Annotated in this window: 14 protein-coding genes and 2 tRNA genes; 5 read left to right on the top strand and 11 right to left on the bottom strand. The window is 68.5% G+C overall.

The window, feature by feature from the left end; genetic code table 11:
- Positions 1 to 7 precede the first annotated feature (7 nt).
- The 7 genes from pheS to uvrB form a co-directional block, all read right to left on the bottom strand.
- Positions 8 to 1,018 (bottom strand): phenylalanine--tRNA ligase subunit alpha, encoded by a 1,011-nt coding sequence (gene pheS, locus SPK54_RS03085; RefSeq protein ID WP_330946454.1) that lies wholly within the window; start codon positions 1,016 to 1,018, stop codon positions 8 to 10.
- A gap of 157 nt (positions 1,019 to 1,175) precedes the next feature.
- Positions 1,176 to 1,535 (bottom strand): 50S ribosomal protein L20, encoded by a 360-nt coding sequence (gene rplT / locus SPK54_RS03080; RefSeq protein WP_190281611.1) that lies wholly within the window; start codon positions 1,533 to 1,535, stop codon positions 1,176 to 1,178.
- A gap of 11 nt (positions 1,536 to 1,546) precedes the next feature.
- Positions 1,547 to 1,744 (bottom strand): 50S ribosomal protein L35, encoded by a 198-nt coding sequence (gene rpmI / locus SPK54_RS03075; RefSeq protein WP_027083463.1) that lies wholly within the window; start codon positions 1,742 to 1,744, stop codon positions 1,547 to 1,549.
- 365 nt (positions 1,745 to 2,109) lie between these two features.
- Positions 2,110 to 2,634: a translation initiation factor IF-3 gene (gene infC / locus SPK54_RS03070; protein ID WP_330946502.1), complete on the bottom strand. Its 525-nt coding sequence runs from the start codon at positions 2,632 to 2,634 to the stop codon at positions 2,110 to 2,112.
- A gap of 90 nt (positions 2,635 to 2,724) precedes the next feature.
- Positions 2,725 to 4,626, bottom strand: a complete 1,902-nt coding sequence (gene thrS / locus SPK54_RS03065) for a threonine--tRNA ligase (RefSeq protein WP_330946453.1) — start codon at positions 4,624 to 4,626, stop codon at positions 2,725 to 2,727.
- 246 nt (positions 4,627 to 4,872) lie between these two features.
- Positions 4,873 to 4,947, bottom strand: a tRNA-Val gene (locus SPK54_RS03060).
- 113 nt (positions 4,948 to 5,060) lie between these two features.
- Positions 5,061 to 7,109, bottom strand: coding sequence for an excinuclease ABC subunit UvrB (gene uvrB / locus SPK54_RS03055; protein WP_330946452.1), 2,049 nt, complete (start codon positions 7,107 to 7,109; stop codon positions 5,061 to 5,063).
- A 170-nt stretch (positions 7,110 to 7,279) separates the two neighbouring features.
- On the opposite strand from uvrB, the gene SPK54_RS03050 reads away from it, so the two are divergent.
- The gene (locus SPK54_RS03050; protein WP_330946451.1) at positions 7,280 to 7,810 is read left to right on the top strand and encodes a GspH/FimT family pseudopilin; all 531 of its coding nucleotides are present in this window, start codon (positions 7,280 to 7,282) and stop codon (positions 7,808 to 7,810) included.
- A 115-nt stretch (positions 7,811 to 7,925) separates the two neighbouring features.
- Positions 7,926 to 8,002: transfer RNA gene (locus SPK54_RS03045), tRNA-Asn, on the top strand.
- Positions 8,003 to 8,492: 490 nt separating this feature from the next.
- Here the strand turns inward: SPK54_RS03045 and recD are convergent.
- From recD to SPK54_RS03025, 4 genes are all read right to left on the bottom strand, one after another.
- Complete coding sequence (recD, locus tag SPK54_RS03040) at positions 8,493 to 10,358, bottom strand: exodeoxyribonuclease V subunit alpha (protein ID WP_330946450.1); 1,866 nt, start codon at positions 10,356 to 10,358, stop codon at positions 8,493 to 8,495.
- Complete coding sequence (locus SPK54_RS03035; RefSeq protein ID WP_330946449.1) at positions 10,355 to 14,008, bottom strand: UvrD-helicase domain-containing protein; 3,654 nt, start codon at positions 14,006 to 14,008, stop codon at positions 10,355 to 10,357. Before SPK54_RS03035 ends, recD begins: the two co-directional genes overlap by 4 nt.
- On the bottom strand, positions 14,005 to 17,754 hold the full coding sequence (recC, locus tag SPK54_RS03030) for an exodeoxyribonuclease V subunit gamma (protein ID WP_330946448.1): 3,750 nt from the start codon (positions 17,752 to 17,754) through the stop codon (positions 14,005 to 14,007). Before recC ends, SPK54_RS03035 begins: the two co-directional genes overlap by 4 nt.
- A gap of 309 nt (positions 17,755 to 18,063) precedes the next feature.
- A complete protein-coding gene (locus tag SPK54_RS03025; protein WP_330946447.1) occupies positions 18,064 to 18,699 on the bottom strand; it encodes a lysoplasmalogenase family protein in 636 nt (211 codons plus the stop codon).
- 259 nt (positions 18,700 to 18,958) lie between these two features.
- Between SPK54_RS03025 and SPK54_RS03020 the strand changes: the two genes are divergently transcribed.
- The 3 genes from SPK54_RS03020 to frr all read left to right on the top strand — a co-directional run bounded on the left by SPK54_RS03020 (position 18,959) and on the right by frr (position 21,869).
- On the top strand, positions 18,959 to 20,446 hold the full coding sequence (locus SPK54_RS03020; RefSeq protein ID WP_330946446.1) for a GGDEF domain-containing protein: 1,488 nt from the start codon (positions 18,959 to 18,961) through the stop codon (positions 20,444 to 20,446).
- Positions 20,447 to 20,522: 76 nt separating this feature from the next.
- On the top strand, positions 20,523 to 21,245 hold the full coding sequence (pyrH, locus tag SPK54_RS03015) for a UMP kinase (RefSeq protein WP_330946445.1): 723 nt from the start codon (positions 20,523 to 20,525) through the stop codon (positions 21,243 to 21,245).
- Positions 21,246 to 21,311: 66 nt separating this feature from the next.
- Entirely contained in the window at positions 21,312 to 21,869 is a 558-nt protein-coding gene (gene frr, locus SPK54_RS03010; RefSeq protein ID WP_330946444.1) for a ribosome recycling factor, read from the top strand.
- Positions 21,870 to 21,901 lie beyond the last annotated feature (32 nt).

Genomic DNA, 21,901 nt, shown 5'->3' with positions numbered 1-21,901 from the left:
CACTACCTCAGGCGAACTGGCGCAGGAAGCGCACATCGTTGTCGAAGAAGGAACGCAGGTCATCCACGCCGTAGCGCAGCATGGCGAAGCGCTCGACGCCGAGGCCGAAGGCGAAGCCGGTGTACGTCTCCGGATCGATGCCCACGCTCTTCAATACATTCGGATGCACCATCCCGCAGCCCAGCACCTCCAGCCAGCGCGTGCTGCCGTCGGCCTGCTGCCAGGCGATGTCCACTTCCGCCGACGGCTCGGTGAAGGGGAAGTAGCTCGGGCGGAAGCGCATCTCGAAATCGCGCTCGAAGAACGCGCGCACGAACTCCACCAGCGTGCCCTTGAGGTCGGCGAAGCTGGCGCGCTCGTCCACCAGCAGGCCCTCCACCTGGTGGAACATCGGCGTGTGGGTCTGGTCGGAATCGCTGCGGTACACCTTGCCGGCGGCGATCATGCGCAGCGGCGGCTGCCCGCCCCGCGCCAGCAGGTCCTGCATGTAGCGGATCTGCACGCCGGAGGTATGGGTGCGCAGCAGGCGGCCGTCCGGGAAGTAGAAGGTGTCGTGCATGGCGCGCGCCGGGTGGTGCGGCGGGAAGTTCAGCGCCTCGAAGTTGTGCCAGTCGTCCTCGATCTCCGGACCATCGGCGGACTCGTAGCCCAGCCGGCCGAAGATCTCGCTGATGCGTTCCAGCGTGCGGCTGACCGGATGCACGCCGCCGCGGGCGGCATCGCGCCCCGGCAGGGTGACGTCGATGGATTCGCCGGCCAGGCGCGCGTCCAGCGCGGCCGCTTCCAGCAGCTGCTTGCGCTCGGCAAGCGCCGCCCCGATGGCGTCGCGGGCGCGGTTGATGGCCTCGCCCGCGGCCTTGCGCTGGTCGCCCGGCAGGGCGCCGAGCGCCTTCAGCTGGGCGGTGACGCTGCCGTTCTTGCCCAGCAGCCCCACCCGCAAGGCCTCCAGCGCGTCGGGGGTCGCGGCGGCTTTGATCTCGGACAGCGCCGCGGCGGACAGGGATTCGATATCGCTCATGTGCTTGATGACTCCAGACCGCTGCATCCTCATCCCCGCGCCCGCGCGTGGACGACATGAAAACCGGCACCGCAAAAACAGACATGGGGAAGGACTTGCGCCCTTCCCCACGTGATGGCGACCGAGGCCGCCGCTACAACTGCTGTGGAGTGACGGCTTACGCCGCCAAAGCGCCCTTGGCCTTTTCGGTCAGGGCGGTAAAGCCCGCCGCGTCGTGCACGGCGATGTCCGCCAGCACCTTGCGATCCAGGGTGATGCCGGCCTTCAGCAGGCCGTTCATGAAGCGGCTGTAGCTCATGCCATTGGCGCGCGAAGCAGCGTTGATGCGCGCAATCCACAGGGTGCGGAAATGGCGCTTCTTCTGCTTGCGACCGATGTAGGCGTACTGCAGGGCCTTGGTGACGGCCTGCTTGGCGACGCGGAAGACCTTGCGACGGGCGTTGTAGTAGCCCTTGGCCTGGCCAATGATTTTCTTGTGACGGCGGCGCGCCGTGACACCACGCTTAACTCGTGCCATTTCTCATCTCCTCACAAATACGGAAGCATGCGGTCCAGACGGCCCGCGTCCTCGGCACGAACATGGTTCGTCTGCCGCAGGTTGCGCTTCCGCTTGGTCGCCTTCTTGGTGAGGATGTGGCTCTTGTTGGCGTGGCCGCACTTGTACTTGCCGGAAGCGGTCTTCCGGAAGCGCTTGGCCGCCGCCCGATTGGTCTTGATCTTGGGCATTGGGAATCCTTGCGAAATCTAGAACTGGCCTGGGCGGCGGCTTTGTCTTGCGGCGCTGCCACGCTTTCCATCCTGCCCGACCGGTGGGTAAGCCCTTGATCCGAAGCGAATCATGGGCGGGTCCATGAATACAACTGACTGCAAACCCGGCGAACCGGGCCGCGCATTATGGCGGATTTCCTGGGAACTCTCAATCGCCAACCGGCTACGGGCGAAGCGGCCTCCGGCCGGATCCGCCAACCAAGCGAGTATCGGGGAGCGACTTGGCGGATCCGGCCGGAGGCCGCTTCGCGGCTTGAACACTCCCGGAACCGTGCCCAGCTAGCCATCGCGCCGGTCGCCCTGCGGGCGACCGGCCGTGGGCCTTACTTCTTCTTCGGCGCGATCATCATCACCATCTGCCGGCCTTCCAGGCGCGGACGCGATTCGATGACGATGTCTTCGCCCAGATCGGCCTCGATCCGCGCCGCCATTTCGCGGCCCAGCTCCTGGTGGCTCATCTCGCGGCCACGGAAGCGGATGTTGACCTTGATCTTGTCGCCGTCGACCAGAAACTCGCGCATCTTGCGCAGCTTGATCTGGTAGTCGCCCTCGTCCGTGACCGGACGGAACTTCACTTCCTTGATCTCGACCTGCTTGGTCTTCTTCTTGGCTTCGTTGGCCTTCTTCTGCAGTTCGAACTTGAACTTGCCGAAGTCCATGATCTTGCAGACCGGCGGGTCCGCGTTGGGCTGGATCTCGACAAGGTCGAGCTCTTCATCCTCGGCCATGCGCAACGCTTCGTCGCGCGAAAGCACGCCGATCATTTCGCCGTCGCTGCCGATGACGCGCACGCGCGGGACGCGGATTTCGCCGTTCCGCCGGTTCTGCTTGTTGTCAGGGATGCTGATTGTGGCTGTCTCCAAGGGTTGGCCCCTGCGGGCCGGTTCGCCCGCCGGTTCCGGAACCGGCGGACGGGTTTGCACGAAGCGGTGCGGCGGTCAGCCGGCGCCTTCTTCCCGCAGTCTGGCGGCGAAGGCGTCAACGGACATGCTGCCAAGGTCTTCCCCACCCCGCGTACGCACCGACAGCATGCCATTTTCCTTCTCGCGGTCCCCGACCACCAGCAGGTACGGCACGCGCTGGAGCGTGTGCTCGCGGATTTTATAGCCGATTTTTTCGTTCCGCAAATCGGAAACCACCCGGAATCCTTGATTCGCAAGGGTTTTCCTAGCCTCTTCGACGGCATCCGCCTGGGCATCGGTGATGTTCATCACAACCGCCTGCACCGGGGCCAGCCAAGCCGGGAACTGGCCGGCGTGGTGCTCGATCAGGATGCCGATGAAACGCTCCATCGAGCCCACGATGGCCCGGTGCAGCATCACGGGATGGCGGCGCTGGCTGTGCTCGTCGACGTATTCGGCGCCCAGCCGGCCCGGCATCATGAAGTCCACCTGCATGGTGCCCAGCTGCCAGGTGCGGCCGATGGCGTCCTTCAGGTGGTACTCGATCTTCGGGCCGTAGAAGGCGCCCTCGCCGGGCAGCTCCTGCCATTCCACCCCGGAGGCGCGCAGCGCATCGCGCAGGGCGTTCTCGGCCTTGTCCCAGGTGGCGTCGTCGCCCAGCCGCGAGTCCGGGCGCAGCGCGATCTTGATCTGGATGTCGGAAAAGCCGAAGTCCGCGTAGACCTTCAGGGCCTGCTCGTGGAAGGCGCGCACCTCGGACTCCACCTGGTCCTCGGTGCAGAAGATGTGGCCGTCGTCCTGGGTGAAGCCGCGCACGCGCAGGATGCCGTGCAGCGCGCCGGAGGGCTCGTTGCGGTGGCAGGCGCCGAACTCGCCGTAGCGGATCGGCAGGTCGCGGTAGCTGTGCAGGCCCTGGTTGAACACCTGCACGTGGCCGGGGCAGTTCATGGGCTTCACCGCGTAGGTCCGCTTCTCGGACTCGGTGAAGAACATGTTGTCCTTGTAGTTGTCCCAGTGGCCGGACTTCTTCCACAGCTCGACGTCGAGGATCTGCGGGCAGCGCACCTCGCCGTAGCCGGTGTCGCGGTAGACCTTGCGCATGTACTGCTCCACGGTCTGCCAGATGCTCCAGCCCTTCGGGTGCCAGAACACCAGGCCCGGGCCCTCCTCCTGCAGGTGGAACAGGTCCTGGACCTTGGCGATCTTGCGGTGGTCGCGCTTCTCGGCCTCCTCCAGCTGGTGCAGGTAGGCCTTGAGGTCCTTGTCGTTCAGCCAGGCAGTGCCGTAGATGCGGCTGAGCATCTGGTTGTTGTGGTCGCCGCGCCAGTAGGCGCCAGCCACCTTCATCAGCTTGAACGCGCGCAGCTTGTCGGTGCCGGGCACGTGCGGGCCGCGGCAGAGGTCGGTGAACTCGCCCTGCGAATACAACGAGAGATCCTCGTTGGCCGGGATCGATTCGATGATCTCGGCCTTGTAGGCCTCGCCCATGCCCTTGAAGAACGCGATCGCGTCGTCGCGCGACTTCACGCTGCGGCTGACCGGCAAGGCTTCCTTGACGATCTTCTGCATCTCCGCCTCGATCGCCGGCAGGTCCTCGGGGGTGAACGGGCGCTCGTAGGCGAAGTCGTAATAGAAGCCGTTGTCGATCACCGGACCGATGGTGACCTGCGCGCCGGGGAACAGGCGCTGCACCGCCTGCGCCAGCAGGTGGGCGGTGGAGTGGCGGAGGATGTCGAGCGCTTCGGGCGACTTGTCGGTGACGATGGACAGTTCGGCGTCGCGGTCGATGACGTGGCTGGCGTCGACCAGCCGGCCATCGACCTTGCCGGCCAGGGTGGCCTTGGCCAGGCCGGCGCCGATGGAAGCGGCGACGTCCTGCACGGACACGGGGGCGTCGAACTGGCGCTGGGAGCCGTCGGGGAGCGTGATCGAGATCATGGGCTTTAGCTCTTCTGGAGCGGCCGGCCGCGAATCGCCGGGCGCTTGTTCAGGAACGAACGGAAAAAACGAAAAAAGGCGCCGAGGCGCCTTTCGATCATCCACACTTGAAGGGAGCGCGAGCGCGTCGGCAGGATTCAGCGGTGGGCGCCGGTAGTGTCCATGTCGCACGCTCGGCCGGCGTTGCCGCGGGCCACCTGTCTCCGTTTCGTTGCCACGCCCGCTCTCCATGTTTGAGAGCCAGCGTGGTGGGCGGTACAGGGTTCGAACCTGTGACCCCTACCATGTCAAGGTAGTGCTCTACCGCTGAGCTAACCGCCCTAAGGGGCGCGAATTGTAGCCTGACAGATCGTGCGCCGACAAGCGAAAAGAGGAGAAAAGGGGGCGGAGCGGCTTTTCGCAAGCAGAAGGCCACTCCGCCCCCCCCCTTTCCCCTACAGGCTCGCCTCGCGCAGCCTGCGGATCTGGTCACGGACGCGGGCGGCGTCCTCGAACTCCAGGTCGCGGGCGTGCTGGTGCATCTTCTGCTCCAGCTCCTTGAGCCGTGCGGCCTGCTGGGCCGGGCTCATCCGCAGGTACTCCAGCTCCGGCTCGGCGACGCGCCGAGCCTTGCCGCGGCCCTTCAGCTCGCCCGGCTCGGCCCGCGCGCCCTCCATCACGTCGCGCACGGCGCGCTGCACCGACTGCGGGGTGATTCCGCGCTCGGCATTGTGTTCCAGTTGGCGGTTGCGGCGACGGTCGGTCTCGTCCAGCGCGGCGCGCATCGAATTGGTGACCCGGTCGGCGTACAGGATCGCCTTGCCGCGCAGGTTGCGCGCGGCGCGGCCGATGGTCTGGATCAGCGAGCCGGTGCTGCGCAGGAAGCCTTCCTTGTCCGCATCGAGGATGGCGACCAGCGAGACTTCCGGCATGTCCAGGCCCTCGCGCAGCAGGTTGATGCCCACCAGCACGTCGAACACGCCCAGCCGCAGGTCGCGGATGATCTCCACCCGCTCCACCGTGTCCACGTCGGAATGCAGGTAGCGCACCTTCACGTCGTGTTCGGACAGGTACTCAGTGAGGTTCTCCGCCATGCGCTTGGTCAGCGTGGTGACCAGCACGCGATCGCCCTGCGCCACCCGCTCGCGGATCTCGCCCAGCAGGTCATCCACCTGGGTCGCCACCGGGCGGATTTCCACCGGCGGATCCACCAGCCCGGTCGGGCGCACCACCAACTCGATGATCTCGTCGCCGGCCTCGCGCAATTCGTATGGGCCGGGCGTCGCCGAAACGTAGACGCTGCGGGGCGCGCGCGCTTCCCATTCGTCGAACTTCAGCGGCCGGTTGTCCAGCGCCGACGGCAGGCGGAAACCGAACTCCACCAGCGTCTCCTTGCGCGAGCGATCGCCCTTGTACATCGCGCCGATCTGCGGAATGGTCACGTGCGATTCGTCGATCACCAGCAGCGCATCCGCCGGCAGATAGTCGAACAGGGTGGGCGGCGGCTCGCCCGGCGCGCGCCCGGTCAGGTGACGCGAGTAGTTCTCGATGCCGTTGCAGTAGCCGACCTCGGCCATCATCTCCAGGTCGAACTGGGTGCGCTGCTGCAGGCGCTGCGCCTCCACCAGCTTGTTGGCGGCATACAGGTGCTCCAGCCGCTCGCGCAGCTCGGCCTTGATCGTGTCCACCGCGCTCAGGGTGCGCTCGCGCGGGGTGGCGTAGTGCGTCTTGGGATACACCACGTAGCGCGGCAGCCGGCGCAGGATCTCGCCGGTCAACGGGTCGAACATCGACAGCTGCTCGATCTCGCCATCGAACAGCTCGATGCGCAGCGCCTCCAGGTCGGATTCGGCTGGGAACACGTCCACCGTCTCGCCGCGCACGCGGAAGGTGCCGCGATCCAGCGCCATCTCGTTGCGCGAGTACTGCAGGGTGGTCAGGTGGCGCAGCAGCTCACGCTGGTCGATGCGTTCGCCCCGCGACAGGATCAGCCGCATGGCGAGGTAATCCTCAGGCGCGCCGAGGCCATAGATCGCCGACACCGATGCCACCACGATCGTGTCGCGCCGCGACAGCAGCGCCTTGGTGGCGGCCAGCCGCATCTGCTCGATGTGGTCGTTGATCGAGCTGTCTTTCTCGATGTAGGTGTCGCTGGAGGGAACGTAGGCTTCCGGCTGGTAGTAGTCGTAGTAGCTGACGAAGTACTCCACCGAGTTGTGCGGGAAGAACGCCTTGAACTCGCCGTACAGCTGCGCCGCCAGGGTCTTGTTGGGCGCCATCACCAGCGTCGGCTTCTGCACCTGCTGGATCATGTTGGCGACGGTGTAGGTCTTGCCCGAGCCGGTCACGCCCAGCAGCACCTGCTTGGCCAGGCCGCTTTCGAACCCGGCCACGAGCTTTTCGATGGCCTGCGGCTGGTCGCCCGCGGGCGAATACGGCGACACCAACTCGAAGCCGGCGGATGCGGTGGTCAGGTCGAGGTCGGACGGGACGGACTGGGTCATCGGGTGCCGCGCGAGGAAACAGTCCTCAAGTTTACGCCGCCGCCATGCTGCCGCCGTCACGGAAAACCCCGACACCCAGTGGGGACTTTTCCGACCTGACGTCCGGCCATGCACCGATGCTCGCCACGCGCCGCGCCATGCAGGCTGGACTCAGCCGCCGGAGCACCGCCATGACACGCCGCCCTGCCGGATTCACCCTGATCGAACTGCTGACCACCACCTCCATCGTGGCGATCCTCGCCGGGGTCGCTGCATCGCCGATGAGCGCGCTGCTGGAGCGACACCGGGCCAACACAGCCGCATCCTCCCTGATCGCCCATATGCAGCTCGCGCGGATGGCGGCGGTCAGCCGCAATCGCCGCGCCGTGCTTTGCCCCAGCAGCGACGGCGCCCACTGTGACGGCGGCACGGACTGGAGCCCCGGCTGGCTGCTGTTCGTCGATGACGACGGCAACCGGCAGCCCGACGCGGCCGACGAGATCCTCCGGGGCGATCGCGAGCCGACCAGCCGCCACCTCCGCATCGTCAGCAGCGCCGGACGCCAGCAGCTGCGCTACCTGCCCGACGGCACCAGCGGGGGCAGCAACCTGACCCTCTCCATCTGCAGCCCGAAGGGCGACCTGCTGGCCCGGGTCATCGTCAACAATGTCGGCCGGCCGCGCAGCGAAAGACCGAGCGCGGCGCTTCCCTGCCCCCGCTGAACGCCGCGGCGCGGCACCCTCCCGGCTGCCCCGCCGCGGTCGCCGACGGAACCCGCAAAATTTCACCCGCGACCGCTTGCCCAACCGCAGCGACCCGCATACAATGCGCGACCTCGCCCGAATAGCTCAGCCGGTTAGAGCACTTGACTGTTAATCAGGGGGTCGTTGGTTCGAGTCCAACTTCGGGCGCCACAAAATTCAAGGGCTTGCGATGAAGTCGCAGGCCCTTTTTCTTGGTCTACCTCCAGCGTGGGGCGCTGTGGCGGCGGCCATCAGGGGCAGGGTGCCTGCCCCCGCGGCGGCCGGCCCGACCGCGGCGCAATGACGGACCAGTCGGAACACAGGCTGACGTAACCCGCATGAAGACCGCAGAGACCGACACGCCGCATGGCACCTGCGGCAGCAGCTCCGATGACCGTGGGCTGTTCGAAGCCGGAACGGGTCGGACGCGGAAACGGGCTCCACGCTGCGGGGCGGCCTGCAGATCGGGCAGGAGCAATCCGGTCTAGCCATCGGCGCGGCCACCGCGCTGTGAGACGTCGCGCTGCCCCAGTTGGAACAAATGATGCGGCGCAGCGACATTCACGCGCTTGAACTTACCCTGCTGGCCCGCTTGGCGGCACGTGCGGGGCTGGCGCGGTGGCGACCGGGCCAGCCGAAGCGAGTGCGGGTGTGATGACACCTAGCCGCCGATCCGTTCCGCCAAACGGCCATGCCGCGCCAGCCGCGTGGACAAGGCTTTCCCGGTGACATCCGGCATCGCCCACAACTCGATGGCGGATTTGGCGCGGGACATGCCGGTGTAGAGCATCTGCCGCACCAGCATGGGCGATTCGGCATCCGGCGGCAGCAAAACTGCCACGCGGTCGTACTCTGAGCCCTGGCTCTTGTGCACGGTCAGTGCAAATGCGTCCTCGTGCGGCGGCAGGGTGTTGGGATCGAGGAGGCGCACGCCCGCGCCGGAGGGGTCGCTGGCGACGGCGGACACATCCGGCGTGCGTTCGAACGCAACCTGCAGCAGCGGCCTGCCGTCGCCGCTATCGACCAGCACGCACACGCCGACGTCGCCGTTGTAGAGCCGCGCGGCGTGGTCGTTGCGGGTCACCATCACGCAGCGGCCCGGATACCACGCGGCGCCCGCCCATGCCGACAGCTGGTCCCATGCGCGCAGGCGGGCGGCAATCGACGCGGCAACCCGGGTTGCGCCGAACGGGCCTTCCCGCAGCGCGCACAACAGCTGCTGCCGGCGCAGGACCGCAAGCCGGGCAGCCAATGCGTGCGAATCGTGCGCAACCACCGGCCTGTGGATGCCCACCGCCTCCAGCGTGGCCAGCAGGTCGCGCGCCCACGCGGACAGCCGGCGGCGCAGGCTTGCCGCGTCGGGCACCGGATGCACGGTAGCGGTGCCAGCGGCGGCAGCGATGGCGGCATCGAACGCCGCGACATCGCCGGCACGCACGGCTTCGTTGATCGGCACCAGCGCGACATCGGCGCGGAAGCAGTGCGACAGACGCACCAGGTCGCCACGCGGGTCGTCCTCAAGCGCTTGCACCACGTCCATCATCACCGAGCCGGTGCCGACCGAGGTGAGCTGGTCGGCATCGCCCACCAGCACCAGCACCGCGTCGTCACGCAGCGCCGACAGCAGGGCGCGCAGCAGGCTGAGGTCGAGCATCGAGGCCTCGTCGATCACCACGATGTCGGCCGGCAGTGGTTCGCCGGCATGGAAGGCATAGCCGCCGTGGCGACCACGACTGCCGAGCAGGCGGTGCACGGTGGCGGCATCGGCGGCAAGCACGGCCTCCATGTGCGGCGCCCACTCCTCGCCCAGCGGCTGGGCGCCGCCCCGCAGGCGCTCCGCGCCCTGGCGCAGGGATTCGGCCAGGCGCTGCGCAGCCTTGCCGGTGGGCGCGGCAATCCGCAGCTGCGGCACCTGTCCGGTGACGGCCTGATGTTCGCGCGAAAGGCCCAGCAGCATGCGTAGCACAGTGGTGGTCTTGCCGGTGCCGGGGCCGCCGGTCAGTACCATCAGGCGACGGCCGGCAGCTTGGCGCACGGCAGCGCGCTGGCGCTCTTCGGCATCCAGCCAGCTCCCGTTGAACAACGTCCGCAGGTCGTCATCCCCGATCGGGCGAACCGGCACGCGGGCGGCATCGCGGCGGCCGCGCAATGCGCGCGCCACTTCGACCTCGGCGCGGTGGTTGCGCAACAGGTAGAGATGGCCGGCATCAAGCACGAACGGCCGCCCTTCTGCCGTTTCGCACGCCGCAAGGTCGGCCACCAGCGGGCTGCCCGCCAGCGCCTTGCGGTGTGCATCCTCCAGCAGCGGCCGACCGGCGGCGTCCGGCAACGACAGCGGCAGGGCACTGTGTCCTTGCCCTTCGGCATGACTGGCCCAAGCCGCCCCGCTGGCGGTCAGCTCGTCGCCACCATGCGCCATCACCCAACGCCAGACCGCGCGATCCAGGTCGCGCCAGTCCCGGGGGCAATTCGCAGGTCGCAGCCGTCGAGCGAAACCGAACGCCTCTCCGGCGACGGACTGGTTCATGCGGCTTCCTCCAGTTGCAGCCCCAGCGCGCCTTGCACGGCATCGAGCAGGTCGTCCTGGAACCGGTGGCGCCAGACCCCGCAGCGGGTGCCATCCGGCAGCTGCAGGCCGACTGCGCGGATAAACAGGTACCAGCAGTCGCCGAGGTGCTGGTCGCGTCGGTAACCGTCGCCCAGGCGCTCGCGCAGGTAGCGTTCCACCGCAATGGTGTAGAGCAGCGCCTGCAGGCGGTAGCCGGTGGCCAGCATCTTTTCCTCCAGCGCCGCGGGGGCGTAGTCCTGCAGGCCGCCTTGCGGTCCGCTGGCGAGCTGGTTGCCCTTGTAATCCAGCACGTGGAAGCGGCCACCGTGGGCGAACACCAGGTCGATCTTGCCGTTCATCAGCCCGACCAGCGTCTGTTCCCGCGTCGGCACCAGGTCCGGCTCGCCATGCGCCTCGCAGGCCTTTCGCAGGATGCGCAGCGAGGCACCGTCGAGCTGGTAGTTGAACTCCAGTTCCGCCCGCATGTCGACGCCCGCAAGGTCGCCCAGCCGTGGACCGCCGCCTTCGGCCAGCGGCGTTTCCAGCACCGCCTGCAGGCGCTGTGCAAGGGGCGACAGCAGCGCTTCCAGATCGCCTTCGCGCGGACGCACGCCATGTTCGTGCAGGGCGGCACGCACGGCGTCCCGGGTGATCGGCAGCCCCGGCACGCGATGCTCGAACAGCGCATGCACCGCGTTACCGAAGTCGGCACCGGCAACGCCGGCCAGCGCGTCGAGTTCGGCATGCCGGATGGCCCCGATGGCCGTTGCGCCCACGCCAGGCACGGGCCCCTCGCCACTGATCGCGAGGTCCTGCTCCCCTTCCGCAGCGGCCCCAGCATCGGCCTGCGCTTCATCCTCCGCCGCGCCCTCCTCCAGCAGCACCCGGTGGCGACCACCGCCGCTGAGCGTGGTGAAGCTGTGCCGCATCGGTAGTGGCCCGCTCGGAGCTGCGGGCAAGGGACGGGCGCTGCGGGTAGCGGCCACTTCATCGCTACCGTGCCAGACAAGGCCGTGATGCGGATTCCAGCCGTCGATGACGCGGATGCGGTTCGCCTCGTCGGTCGGGAACACGGACAGCCCCAGGTCGTTCAGTGCCACGTCCTTTGCGCTCGCGCGGCGAATGGCATCGGCCACCACGTCGCCCGTCGGCAGCACGAACACGTGGCAGGCATGGATGGCGCGGGTCAGCGCCACGTACAGGATGCGATGGCGCTCCTCGAGCTCCTGCCGCTTGACGATGTCCTTGGCCGGGCCCTCGACGAGGTACTTCGCGGATCCGTCATCCGAGGCAAGCAGGCGCGCACCCTTGTCGATCGGCCCGTGCTTCCACATCAGCGGCAGGAACACCACGCCGAACTCCAGCCCCTTGCTGGCATGCAGGGTCATCAGCTTGACCCGCGCCGCGTCCGATTCCAGCCGCAGCGCGCGCGCATCGGCCGCGTCGCTGGCTTCGGCACCATCGGCCATCTGGTCGGCGAACCAGGCCAGCAGTTGCTCGCCACCGCCACCTTCGCCCCAGGCCTCCTGCAACAGCTCGCCCAGATGGCGAAGGTCGGTGAGAATGCGTTCGCCTTCCGCCGTGTCCAGCAGGCGTGCGGCGTGCTGCTCCAGCAATGCCGCCACCAGCGCCAGCGGGCCACCGCGTTCCAGGGTGGCACGCAGGGCATGGAAGCGGCTGGCGTGGCTGTCCCAACCCGCTGGATCGTGGCGCAATGCCTGCAACTCGCCGAGGCTGGCCCCGCACAGGCGCGTGGCCAGCGCGGCACGCAACGTGTGCGGATTCTCCGGATGCAGCACCGCATGCAGGACCAGGCGCAACTCGCGGGCGATGGCGATCTCGAACACGCTCTTTTGCGAGCCGGTCACGCAGGGCACGCCGCGCGCCTTGAGCATCACCGCCAGCTTGGCGATCTGTGCGTTGCTGGGCAGCAGCACGGCGATGTCGCCGGGCTGGAGCCGGTCATCGCCGATGGAATAGCCATCTTCCGACAGCGCCCGCGCGATCTGCCCCGCGCACACCCGCAGCGCGTGCGCCTCGAGGTCGGTCGCGGCGTCGCCCGCCGCAAGCCGGTGCAGCACCAGCGGACGGCTGACGGGCTGGTTGTCGCGCGCGCCGCACAGCGGCTGGCCGTCGCGGCGGCCGCTCGGATCGACGCACTGATAGCGGATCGACGTCGCCGACTGCTTGGGCCCCAGTTCGGCGCGCGTGTTCGCATAGAACTGGTTGACCGCCTCGACATAGCCACGGCTGGAGCGATGGTTGGTGCCCAGCGTGAGCCGATCTTCGTCCGGGACCAGCGTCTTGGCCCGCTCGTAAGTCGCAACATCACCGCCACGGAAGCGGTAGATCGCCTGCTTGGGGTCGCCGATCATCACCAGTCGCCCGCGCGGGCTGCCATCGGTACTGGTGTAGATCGCATCGAGGATGCCGAACTGCACCGGATCGGTGTCCTGGAACTCGTCCACCAGCGCCACCGGCCAAGCGCCGAACAGCGCATCGGCCAGCACCCGTTGCCCGTCGCGGGGTGCCAGCGCGTCGCGCACCGTGACCAGCAACTCGTCGAAGCTGGACTGGTTGGCGGCATCCAGCCGCGCCTGCAGGGTGGCGCGACACCAGCGGCGGGCGGCGGCGAGGAACTCGCGAAGATCAACGTTCTGGCTGCGATCGACCTCGACATCCGGGATCTGCTGGAGGGCTTCGGCTATCGCAGGAGACTGTGAAACCAGTTCGAGAACCTCCGGGCTCTTCTTTCCTGCTGCTGAGATCCCGGTCATCTTGGCGGCATCCGCCAATGTCTTCGCGCGTCCCTTGGCCTGTTTAAGATTGCCTGGCGCGGATGCGATGGCTGACGCCACGTCGGACCATGCCTTTCTCAGCGTGCAGGCCGCATTGAACAGGGTGTCGTCTTCGACAAGCCGACGCACTCTGGCCACCCACGCATCTGGATCTCCGAGGAAATCAAGGCGATCGCGGAAGGCATCAGGATCCACCCCCTCCACCACCACATCCGCCTGCAACAATACCGGCACGTATTTCTTCAGCGAATTGAGGGTGATCCCGGCCGCGCGGGCCAGCACCACCAGCTCATCCGATCCATCGCCCTGCGCGATCACCCGCCACAGATCCGCGACCAGCGCGGCTTCCAGCGTCTTGCCGTCGATCATCTCGCGGCCGCGGAACAATGCGCCGGCAGCGAACGGATGGTCGGCGAGGATGCGTGAGCACAACGCGTGGAGGGTGGAGATCGGCGCGGCGTCGAACTCGGACAGCGCGGCTTGCAGGCGCTGCACGTCCTTCTCGAGCGCGGCCGGCTGGTCGCGCCAGCGCTTGCGGATCCAGCCGCAATCCGAGTGCCTGCCCTCGTCGCTGGCGATGCCGCCGCGGTGCTTGTCGGCCTCGGCCAGCGCCCACAGCAGCTTGCCGCGCAGGCGCTCGCGCAGTTCGGCGGCGGCGGCGTTGGTGAAGGTGCTCACGACGACCTGGCGCGGCGAGAGCTGACGCTCCAGCAGCAAGCGCAGGTAGAGCGCGGCGATGGTCCAGGTCTTGCCGGTGCCGGCGCTGGCCTCCACCAAGCTGCGACCGCCGTCCTGCAGGGGCAAGGTGGACCAATCCATGGGTTGGCTCATGCGGCCTCCTCGCTGGCGTCGGCAGGGCGAGGGTCACCGTCACCCAGCATGAGCAGGGCGTGGACGGCCTGCGCGTCCTGCAGCAGTGCGCGCAGGGCGCGGCCGTCCGGGTCGGTATCGGGATCGCCGAACACCAGATCGCCTTCCAGCAGATGTGCGTAACCGGGGGCGTAATCGCGCTCGCCGACGCCTTGCCCGGAATCGCTCACCCACTTGCCGCGCACCGCCCTGGCGATCGCAGCCTCACGCGACTGCTGCGCCGCTGCTTCCGCTTCCGCTGAGGGTTCGTCGGCGCCGTCTGCTTCTTTCTCCGCCTCGCCCTCACCCTGACTGCCTTCAGGTTTTTCCATCGCGGTTTGCAGTGCACCCAGGGCAGCCCACCCGGACTGCGGATGGAACCAGGAGAGGCCTTGTCGCCCCATGTGCATCAGTTCGACCAGTGCACGCAGACGACGGCGCAGATCGGCATCCAGGGCAGCCCGCCCTGCCGCATCGGCGGCGCAGTAGCGCAAGTCCCAGGCGTTCACCTGTGCGGCCAGATCCGGCTCGCCGTCCGCCAGCATGGTCAGCCGCACCGGTCCCGGTTCGTCGCCGCCTGCGGCGTGCAGGCGCAGCAACGCCCAATGCAGGAAGGCGGGGACGCGATCCTTGAATCCCAGGTCCTTCGGGGCCTTGAGGTGCTTCTTTTCGTCCTTCGGATTCGGGAAAGCAAACACCACCTGCAGCCCGTCCGTCGATCCCGCCAGTGGAAACACATTGCGCAGCAACCCGGTAATGCGCTGCGGCAGATCGTCTTCGGCACCTTCGCCGCCGGGCAGCAGCAGGGGCACGTCCACCCGTACCGCCTGTCCGCCGTGCTGGCCACGCGCATCGAAACGGCCGCAGGCATCGGCCTGGCTCCACAAGGCGTCCACCGCATTGGCCTCCTTCGCCCAGGCTGCATCGCCGGCCGCGCCCAGCGGCAGCAACCCGCCCAACCCCACCCACGCCGGCGGCTGGCGATCCCACGCCCACGCGGGATCGCTGCATTTGCGCGGCAACACCTGCTGCAGGAACACCGTGCGCGCCACCGGGTGGATCCTTGGAATCGCATCCATCGGCTCGTCCTCCGCCAGCCGCACGTCGTCGTCCAGCGCATCCAGCGACAGCTGCAGGTGATCCTTCAGCAGCGCCTTGGCCGGGTCCTTGAAGAAGCCCTCCAGCGTGGCCAGCGGCAGCGGGTCCGGCAGGGGTTCCGGCGCGGGCAGGCTGCCGTCGCGCAGGCGCGGCAGCATCCCCCTGCCCGCGCCGCGCATGCCCGCGAACGCCGGCGAGTAGGAAAACAGCGCTGGATGCCCGCCGTCGAAATAACGTCCGTCGAACGGCTGCAGCGGATGCTCGACCTGCCAAGGCCGCGGCGCCTTGTCGTCATCGGGCGCGATGCCGCAGCGCAGTTCCAGCTCGGCCATCAGCTCGGCCAGCGGCGCGGCGGGATTGCGGTGCTTGCCGTCGCGCACGCCGAGGCCGATGTACGACAGATGCAGGCGCTTGCGCGCCGACATCACGGTTTCCAGGAACAGGTAGCGATCGTCGCCGGGCACGTCGCGATCACCGATGCGGCGCAGCCGCGCCATCAGGTCGATGCCACCGCCGGACGGGCGGCGCGGGAACGCACCTTCGTCCAGGCCCAGCACGCAGACAATGTCGAACGGGATGGCACGCTGCGGCACCATGCCGCAGAAGGTGATGCCGCCCATCAGGAAGCGCTGCCGCTCCGGCGCCGCGGCCAGGGCGTCCTGCAGCAGCTCGCGCACCACCGCAAGACGCAGCACGGGGTCCTGGCCGTTGCGAGCGGGCTCGGCCGCCAGCAGGGCAATCGCGCGATGGAGAACCGACAGCGCGGCGCGCGCATCGGCATCGGTGCGATCGATGCGCAGCAGCGCATCCACCCGTGCGCGCAGCTGTTCCGCCCATTGGCTGGCGGGCATCTCGGCCTCGGCCAGCGCGCGCCAGGCCTGCAGTTCGCAGAGCAACTGGTCGAGGCTGCCCAGCGCGGCCGCGGAAGGGCCGTCGATGCCCGCCAGCGGCAGCAGCGCCGTGCCGTCAGGCAGCAGGAAAGGCTGCTGATCGGCAGTCCCCGGAACATCGGCCATCAGATAGCCCGCCAGCATCCGGTCCATCGCCCAGGCGAAGCTGTGTTCGGCGCGCGGTGGCAGCGCCAGCGCCTGCTTGTGCGCGCCATCCAGCGCCCACGCCACCCGGCTTTGGCGCAGCCATTCGACCAGCGTCTCGACATCACCGGGATCAAGCGACAGTGCTGCCTGCACTTCGGCCACGCCCAGCAGGTCCACCACCTCCGGTGCGGTGAGGCGGGATGCCCCCAGCCCCAGCAGGGTCTCGAACACGGTGAACAGCGGATGGCTGCGCGCCACCGGCACGTCGGCCAGGTGGTAGGGCAGCAGGCGCTCGCGCGCGGAACCCGGCTCGCCGAACACCGCCGCGATCAGCGGCAGGTAGACCTGGATGTCAGGCGCCATCACCACGATGTCGCCGGCACGCACGCCTTCTTTCTCGATGGCATCCAGCAGCGCGTCGCGCAGCACTTCCAGCTCGCGCTGGCGGGTGTGACAGGCGTGGATGCGCAGGCTGGCGTCGGCTCTTGCCGCGGGATCGGCGGCGTTCTCCTGCAGCAGATCCGGCTGCAGCCGGCGGATGCTTTCCTGCAGGCGCGCGAGGCGGTTGCCCGGCGTGCCGGTGGCGTCGTCCCGCCAGTGGCGGATGTCCTCGCGCAGCTCGCCCTCCACCAGCGCGGCGAAGAAATGCTGGCCCAACCGACCCCAGCGCGCCAGCAGCGGATGGCCCTGCTCGTGCCAGTCGAGCGCATCGGGATCGTCGAAGCGCGCCTGTTCGTCCTCGCGAAAGGCCTGCCACGCCGCCAGCGCCGGCCGCCCGTCCTCGGCCTTGTGCAGCCCGCCCCAGTACTCGCGGCAAGGGTCGGGCACGTACATGAACACCGGCGCGCGGCGCGCGTAGGCGCGCAGCACCGACAGCTCTGCGGGCGGCAGGTGCGACAGCCCAACCACGTGCAGCGGTGCCAGCGGCGCGTCACCCCCCTGCAGGGCAGACACCAGCGCGTCGACCAGGCGGCCGCGGTGCTCGCCCAGCGCTCCAGCAACCGACTGCCACAGGGGGGCCAGGCACTCCGCTTCCAGCACCTGCAGCGCCGGATCGCGGCTGCCGGCCGCGGCATAGCGGTGCTGGCCGGCCTCCCAGGCCTGCAGCCAGTCGCTGCGATACACCAGATACTGCGAGAACACCCGCGCCAGCCGATCGGCCAGCTGGAAGCGACGCAGCGCGCGCTCATCGGCGCTGCCCTTGGCATCCAGGTAGGGCAGCACGCGCGGGTCGGTAACGCCATTCGCGGACGGATCGCCGAGCATCGCGTGCAGGGTCCAGCGCAGATGCCCGCGGCGGTAATTCGGCAGCGCCACCGCGCGCTCGCCCAGCAGCGCGGCCGACAGCCCGTCCAGCCAGCTGCTGGGCAACTGCACGTCGAGGTTGGCGACGATCCGCCCCACGCCCACCTGCCGCGCCAGCGCACCGGCCAACCACTGCTTCATCCCCGGATGCGCGGCAATCACGTGCTGCGGCACCAGCGGATGCGCCGGACGGGTCTGCGCCAGCAAGGCCGCCAACGGCTCCAGCAAGGCTTCCAGGCGACTGGCGCGCAGCAGGGTCAGGCCTGCATCGACTTCAGGATGGCTCAAGGGGTGACACTCCGGATCAACATGCCCATTGAATGATGACCCAGTCGCAGGCGCTGCGACTCGACCGGGCGCGGTCCTGATGGGATTGCCATAAGGACATACCGCATGCCCGTCTGCGGTTGATCGCGGATCCGCGCAGGGCCGTCCGCCTCCTGCAGAACCTCCGCCCCATGCGGCGGCCACGGCGCCCGGGCGGGACTTGATCCGCATCAGCAGCATCGGCATCCACCCGATCGGGCGAGCACACGCGTGTGCGCCGGCATCTTCCGGGGTTGCGACCACCCCGTGCCGCGCCGCAACCACCCGCATTCACCCCAGCGACAGCGCGAACATGAGCTGCGCGGCGTAGTACAGGGGTAGTCCCCACGCCTTGTTCGCGGCGCCCGGGGCGACAAAGCGGTTGCGCGCGACGGCGACGTCCGACGCCGCGAACGCCAGCGCGCCGGCGGCATAGCGCCAATCCCCGCCGGCACCCGTCACCGCGACCGCAGAGGCTGCCATCACCACCAATGCCACGACGTAGGCAGTCACGGCCACGCGGTAGAACCCTTTCAGGTTCGGCCACAGCCAGCGCATCAGCAGAGCGCCAGTGCCCGCCATGACGGCGGCCGCAACCACCAATGCCGACCGGTCCAGCGGCAAACCAAGGAACGCGATGGCGAACGCAACGTGCGCGGCGAGAAAGGCAGCCAACCCTGCCAGGAATACCCGGCTGCGCACAGACAGCAGCAGGAGGTCGCCAATCCAGCTCAACGCGAAGGCGAGCAGCATCCAGCACCCGTGGTGGCTTTCCGCCGCGCCCAGGAGCCAGGCGAGCGCGACGAAAGCGCTGCTGGCGGTCAGCTTGGCCAGCACGCGGGCGGACTGCGAACGGCGGAATTCCGCCAGCACCAGGCAAGCGACCGCCGCCACGCACGCCCCTGCCAGCAGGACAACCGGGCTCACGCGTGCGCCCCCGGCGGGCCATGCACAGGCGGATCCAGCGACGCGGGCACCTGTGTTTGCATGTTCCTCCCGGGCGCCATGCGCCTGCGTTCCGCCGTGACGCCCCCGGTCCCCGAAGCGGAACCGCGGCCACAATCCGCAACATCGTAACGGCGGGATAATCGGTGTGCGGCCCCCTCCCGATCCCCGCCGGGATGCCGCACTTACCACGACCCCTTTTCACACGCATACTAGGGCCTTGGAATCAAATCCACGCACGATGCGAACGGAACTCGAAACCACCCTCCTGCACTGCCGCAACCTGCCGTCGCCGCCAAGCGTTGCGATGCAGATCATCGCGCTTGCGCAGGATCCCAACGCCACCCTGGGCGCGGCCGCACAGCTCATCAGCGTCGACCCGGCCCTGAGTGCGCGCCTGCTGCGGGTGGCCAATTCCCCGCTGTACGCCACCCGCCGTCGCATCGACACGCTCACGCAGGCGATGGCGATGCTGGGGCTGAACGCGACCCTCAGTCTGGCGCTGGGGTTCTCGCTGATCCAGGGCCTGCGCGGCCACAACGGTACCGCCGAGCTGCAGGAGCGGATCTGGCGGCGCAGCGTGCTTGCGGCGATGACCTCCAGGCTGCTGGGGCAGCAGGCCAGCCTGAAGCGCGCGGAATCGCTGATGCTGGCGGGCTTGCTGCAGGACATCGGCCGACTGGCGCTGCTGCAGGCCACGCCGGAGGAGTACTCGTTGCTGTGCGCGGACGCGGACGACAACGCCGCGCTGCTGGCGGCGGAGCGCGGGCGCTACGATGCCGACCATGCGGAGGTCGGCGCGTGGCTGGCGCGCAGGTGGAACCTGCCCGACTACCTGGTGGAGGCGATCGCCTCCAGCGAGCAGGCGGGGGCGGAAGATCCCTTCCTGCGCTGCGTACAGGCCTCCGGCGCGATCGCCGACCTGTGGCTGGCTCCGCCGCAAGCGCACGCCGCCGCGCACGCATTGGCCTGCGCCAGGACCGATGCCTGCACCGGTCGCGGCGAAGAAGTACTGGCCGAGGTGCTGTCGCTGCTGGCGGTTTCGCTGCCGGAGATCAGCACTCTGTTCGAGGTGCGGATCGACCAGCCCTCGCATCTGCAGGCGATCTCCGACGAGGCACGGGAACTGCTGATCCTGCGCAACCTGCGCCAGATCCAGGATGCCTCGCAGTCCCACCAGGAGGCGCGGGTCACCGAGGAGCGCATGCGCCAGCTGAGCGAGCAGGCGCGGCGCGACCCGCTCACCGGCGTGTACAACCGCCTGCACATGGAAGAAGTGCTGGAGCAGGAGTTCGCCGCCGCAGGGATGCATCCGCTCACCGTCGCGCTGGTGGACCTGGACGACTTCAAGCAGATCAACGACCGCTTCGGCCACCTGGTCGGCGACCAGGTGCTGCGCCACTTCGCCCAGACCGTGCAGCGCACCCTGCGCAGCACCGACCTCATCGCCCGCTACGGCGGCGAGGAATTCCTGCTGGTGCTGAACTATTCCAGCGAATCTTCCGCACGGCAGGTGCTGCAGCGGTTGCTGGAAGAGGTATCGCGCACGCCGATGGCGATCGTCGACGGCCAGCCCGTCTTCACCACCTTCTCCGCCGGCATCGCCACCCACAACGGCGAGCCCGACACCCGCTTCGAAAGCGTCCACGACCTGCTGCAGGCGGCCGACGACGTGCTCTATGGCGCCAAGCGCGAAGGCCGCAACCGCGTCCGCCTGCACGGCGAGTGACCGCGACCCGCCCCACAGCTGAGGCGAAGCGCGGTTTCCGCTAGAATCCGCCGGTTTTCCATTGCCCGAGGCATCCATGTCCAATCTCGCCTATCGCCGCGTCCTGCTGAAGCTGTCCGGCGAGGCGCTGATGGGGGACGAGGACTACGGCATCGACCCCAAGGTGCTGAACCGGCTGGCCCGCGAGGTCATCGAGGCCAGCGAGGCCGGCGCCGAGATCGCGCTGGTGATCGGCGGCGGCAACATCTTCCGCGGTGCCGGCCTTGCCGCCAGCGGCATGGACCGGGTGACCGGCGACCACATGGGCATGCTGGCCACCGTGATCAACGCGCTGGCCATGCAGGACGCGCTGGAGAAGCTCGGCGGCAAGGCGCGGGTGATGAGCGCGCTGAAGGTCAACGACGTGTGCGAGGACTACATCCGCCGCCGCGCCGTGCGCCATCTGGAGAAGCGCCGGCTGGTCATCTTCGCGGCCGGCACCGGCAACCCCTTCTTCACCACCGATTCCGGCGCCGCCCTGCGCGCCATCGAGATCGGCGCGGACCTGCTGCTGAAGGCGACCAAGGTCGACGGCGTCTACGACAAGGACCCGAAGAAGTACCCCGATGCGGTCAAGCTGGACACGCTGACCTACGACGAAGTCATCTCGCGCAACCTGCAGGTCATGGACACCGCTGCCTTCGCGCTGTGCCGCGATGCCCGCCTGCCGCTGCGCATCTTCGACATGGCCGAACCCGGCGTGCTGCTGCGGATCCTCCGCGGCGAGCCGATCGGCACCCTGGTCCGCGCCCGCGACTGATCCGCGCCCGGCGGCACCGGCCCCGCTTATAATCGCGGGTTTGCAGACCACCCCCGGAGCGCCGCCATGTTGAACGAGATCAAGAAAGACGCCCAGGCCCGCATGGCCAAGAGCATCGAGGCGCTGCGCCACAACCTGGTCAAGGTCCGCACCGGCCGCGCCAACGCCGGCCTGGTCGACAGCATCAAGGTCAACTACTACGGCTCCGACATGCCGCTGTCGCAGGTGGCCAGCGTCTCGGTCGCGGACGCCCGCTCCATCGTCATCACCCCGTGGGAGAAGCAGATGGTGGGCGCGGTGGAGAAGGCCCTGCTGGCCTCCGACCTCGGCCTGACCCCGAACACCGCGGGCACCACCATCCGCTTGAACATCCCGGCCTTGACCGAGGAGCGCCGCCGCGACCTGACCAAGGTCGTGCACAGCGAGGGCGAGGACGCCAAGGTCGCGGTCCGCAATATCCGCCGCGATGCCAACCACCAGGTCAAGGAACTGCTGAAGGACAAGCAGATCACCGAGGACGAGAGCGCGCGCACCGAGGCCGAGATCCAGAAGATCACCGACGCCGCGATCAAGGACGTGGACGAGGTGATCAAGGCCAAGGAAGCCGAGCTGATGTCGGTTTGAGCGGCGTGGCCGGCGACTGCGCGCCTTGCCCC

It is taken from the genome of Thermomonas sp. LB-4, from assembly GCF_036409385.1.
GTDB lineage: Bacteria > Pseudomonadota > Gammaproteobacteria > Xanthomonadales > Xanthomonadaceae > Thermomonas.
The sequence above is the reverse complement of the archived record's forward strand: the minus strand, read 5'-3'. Positions and strand labels throughout refer to the sequence as shown.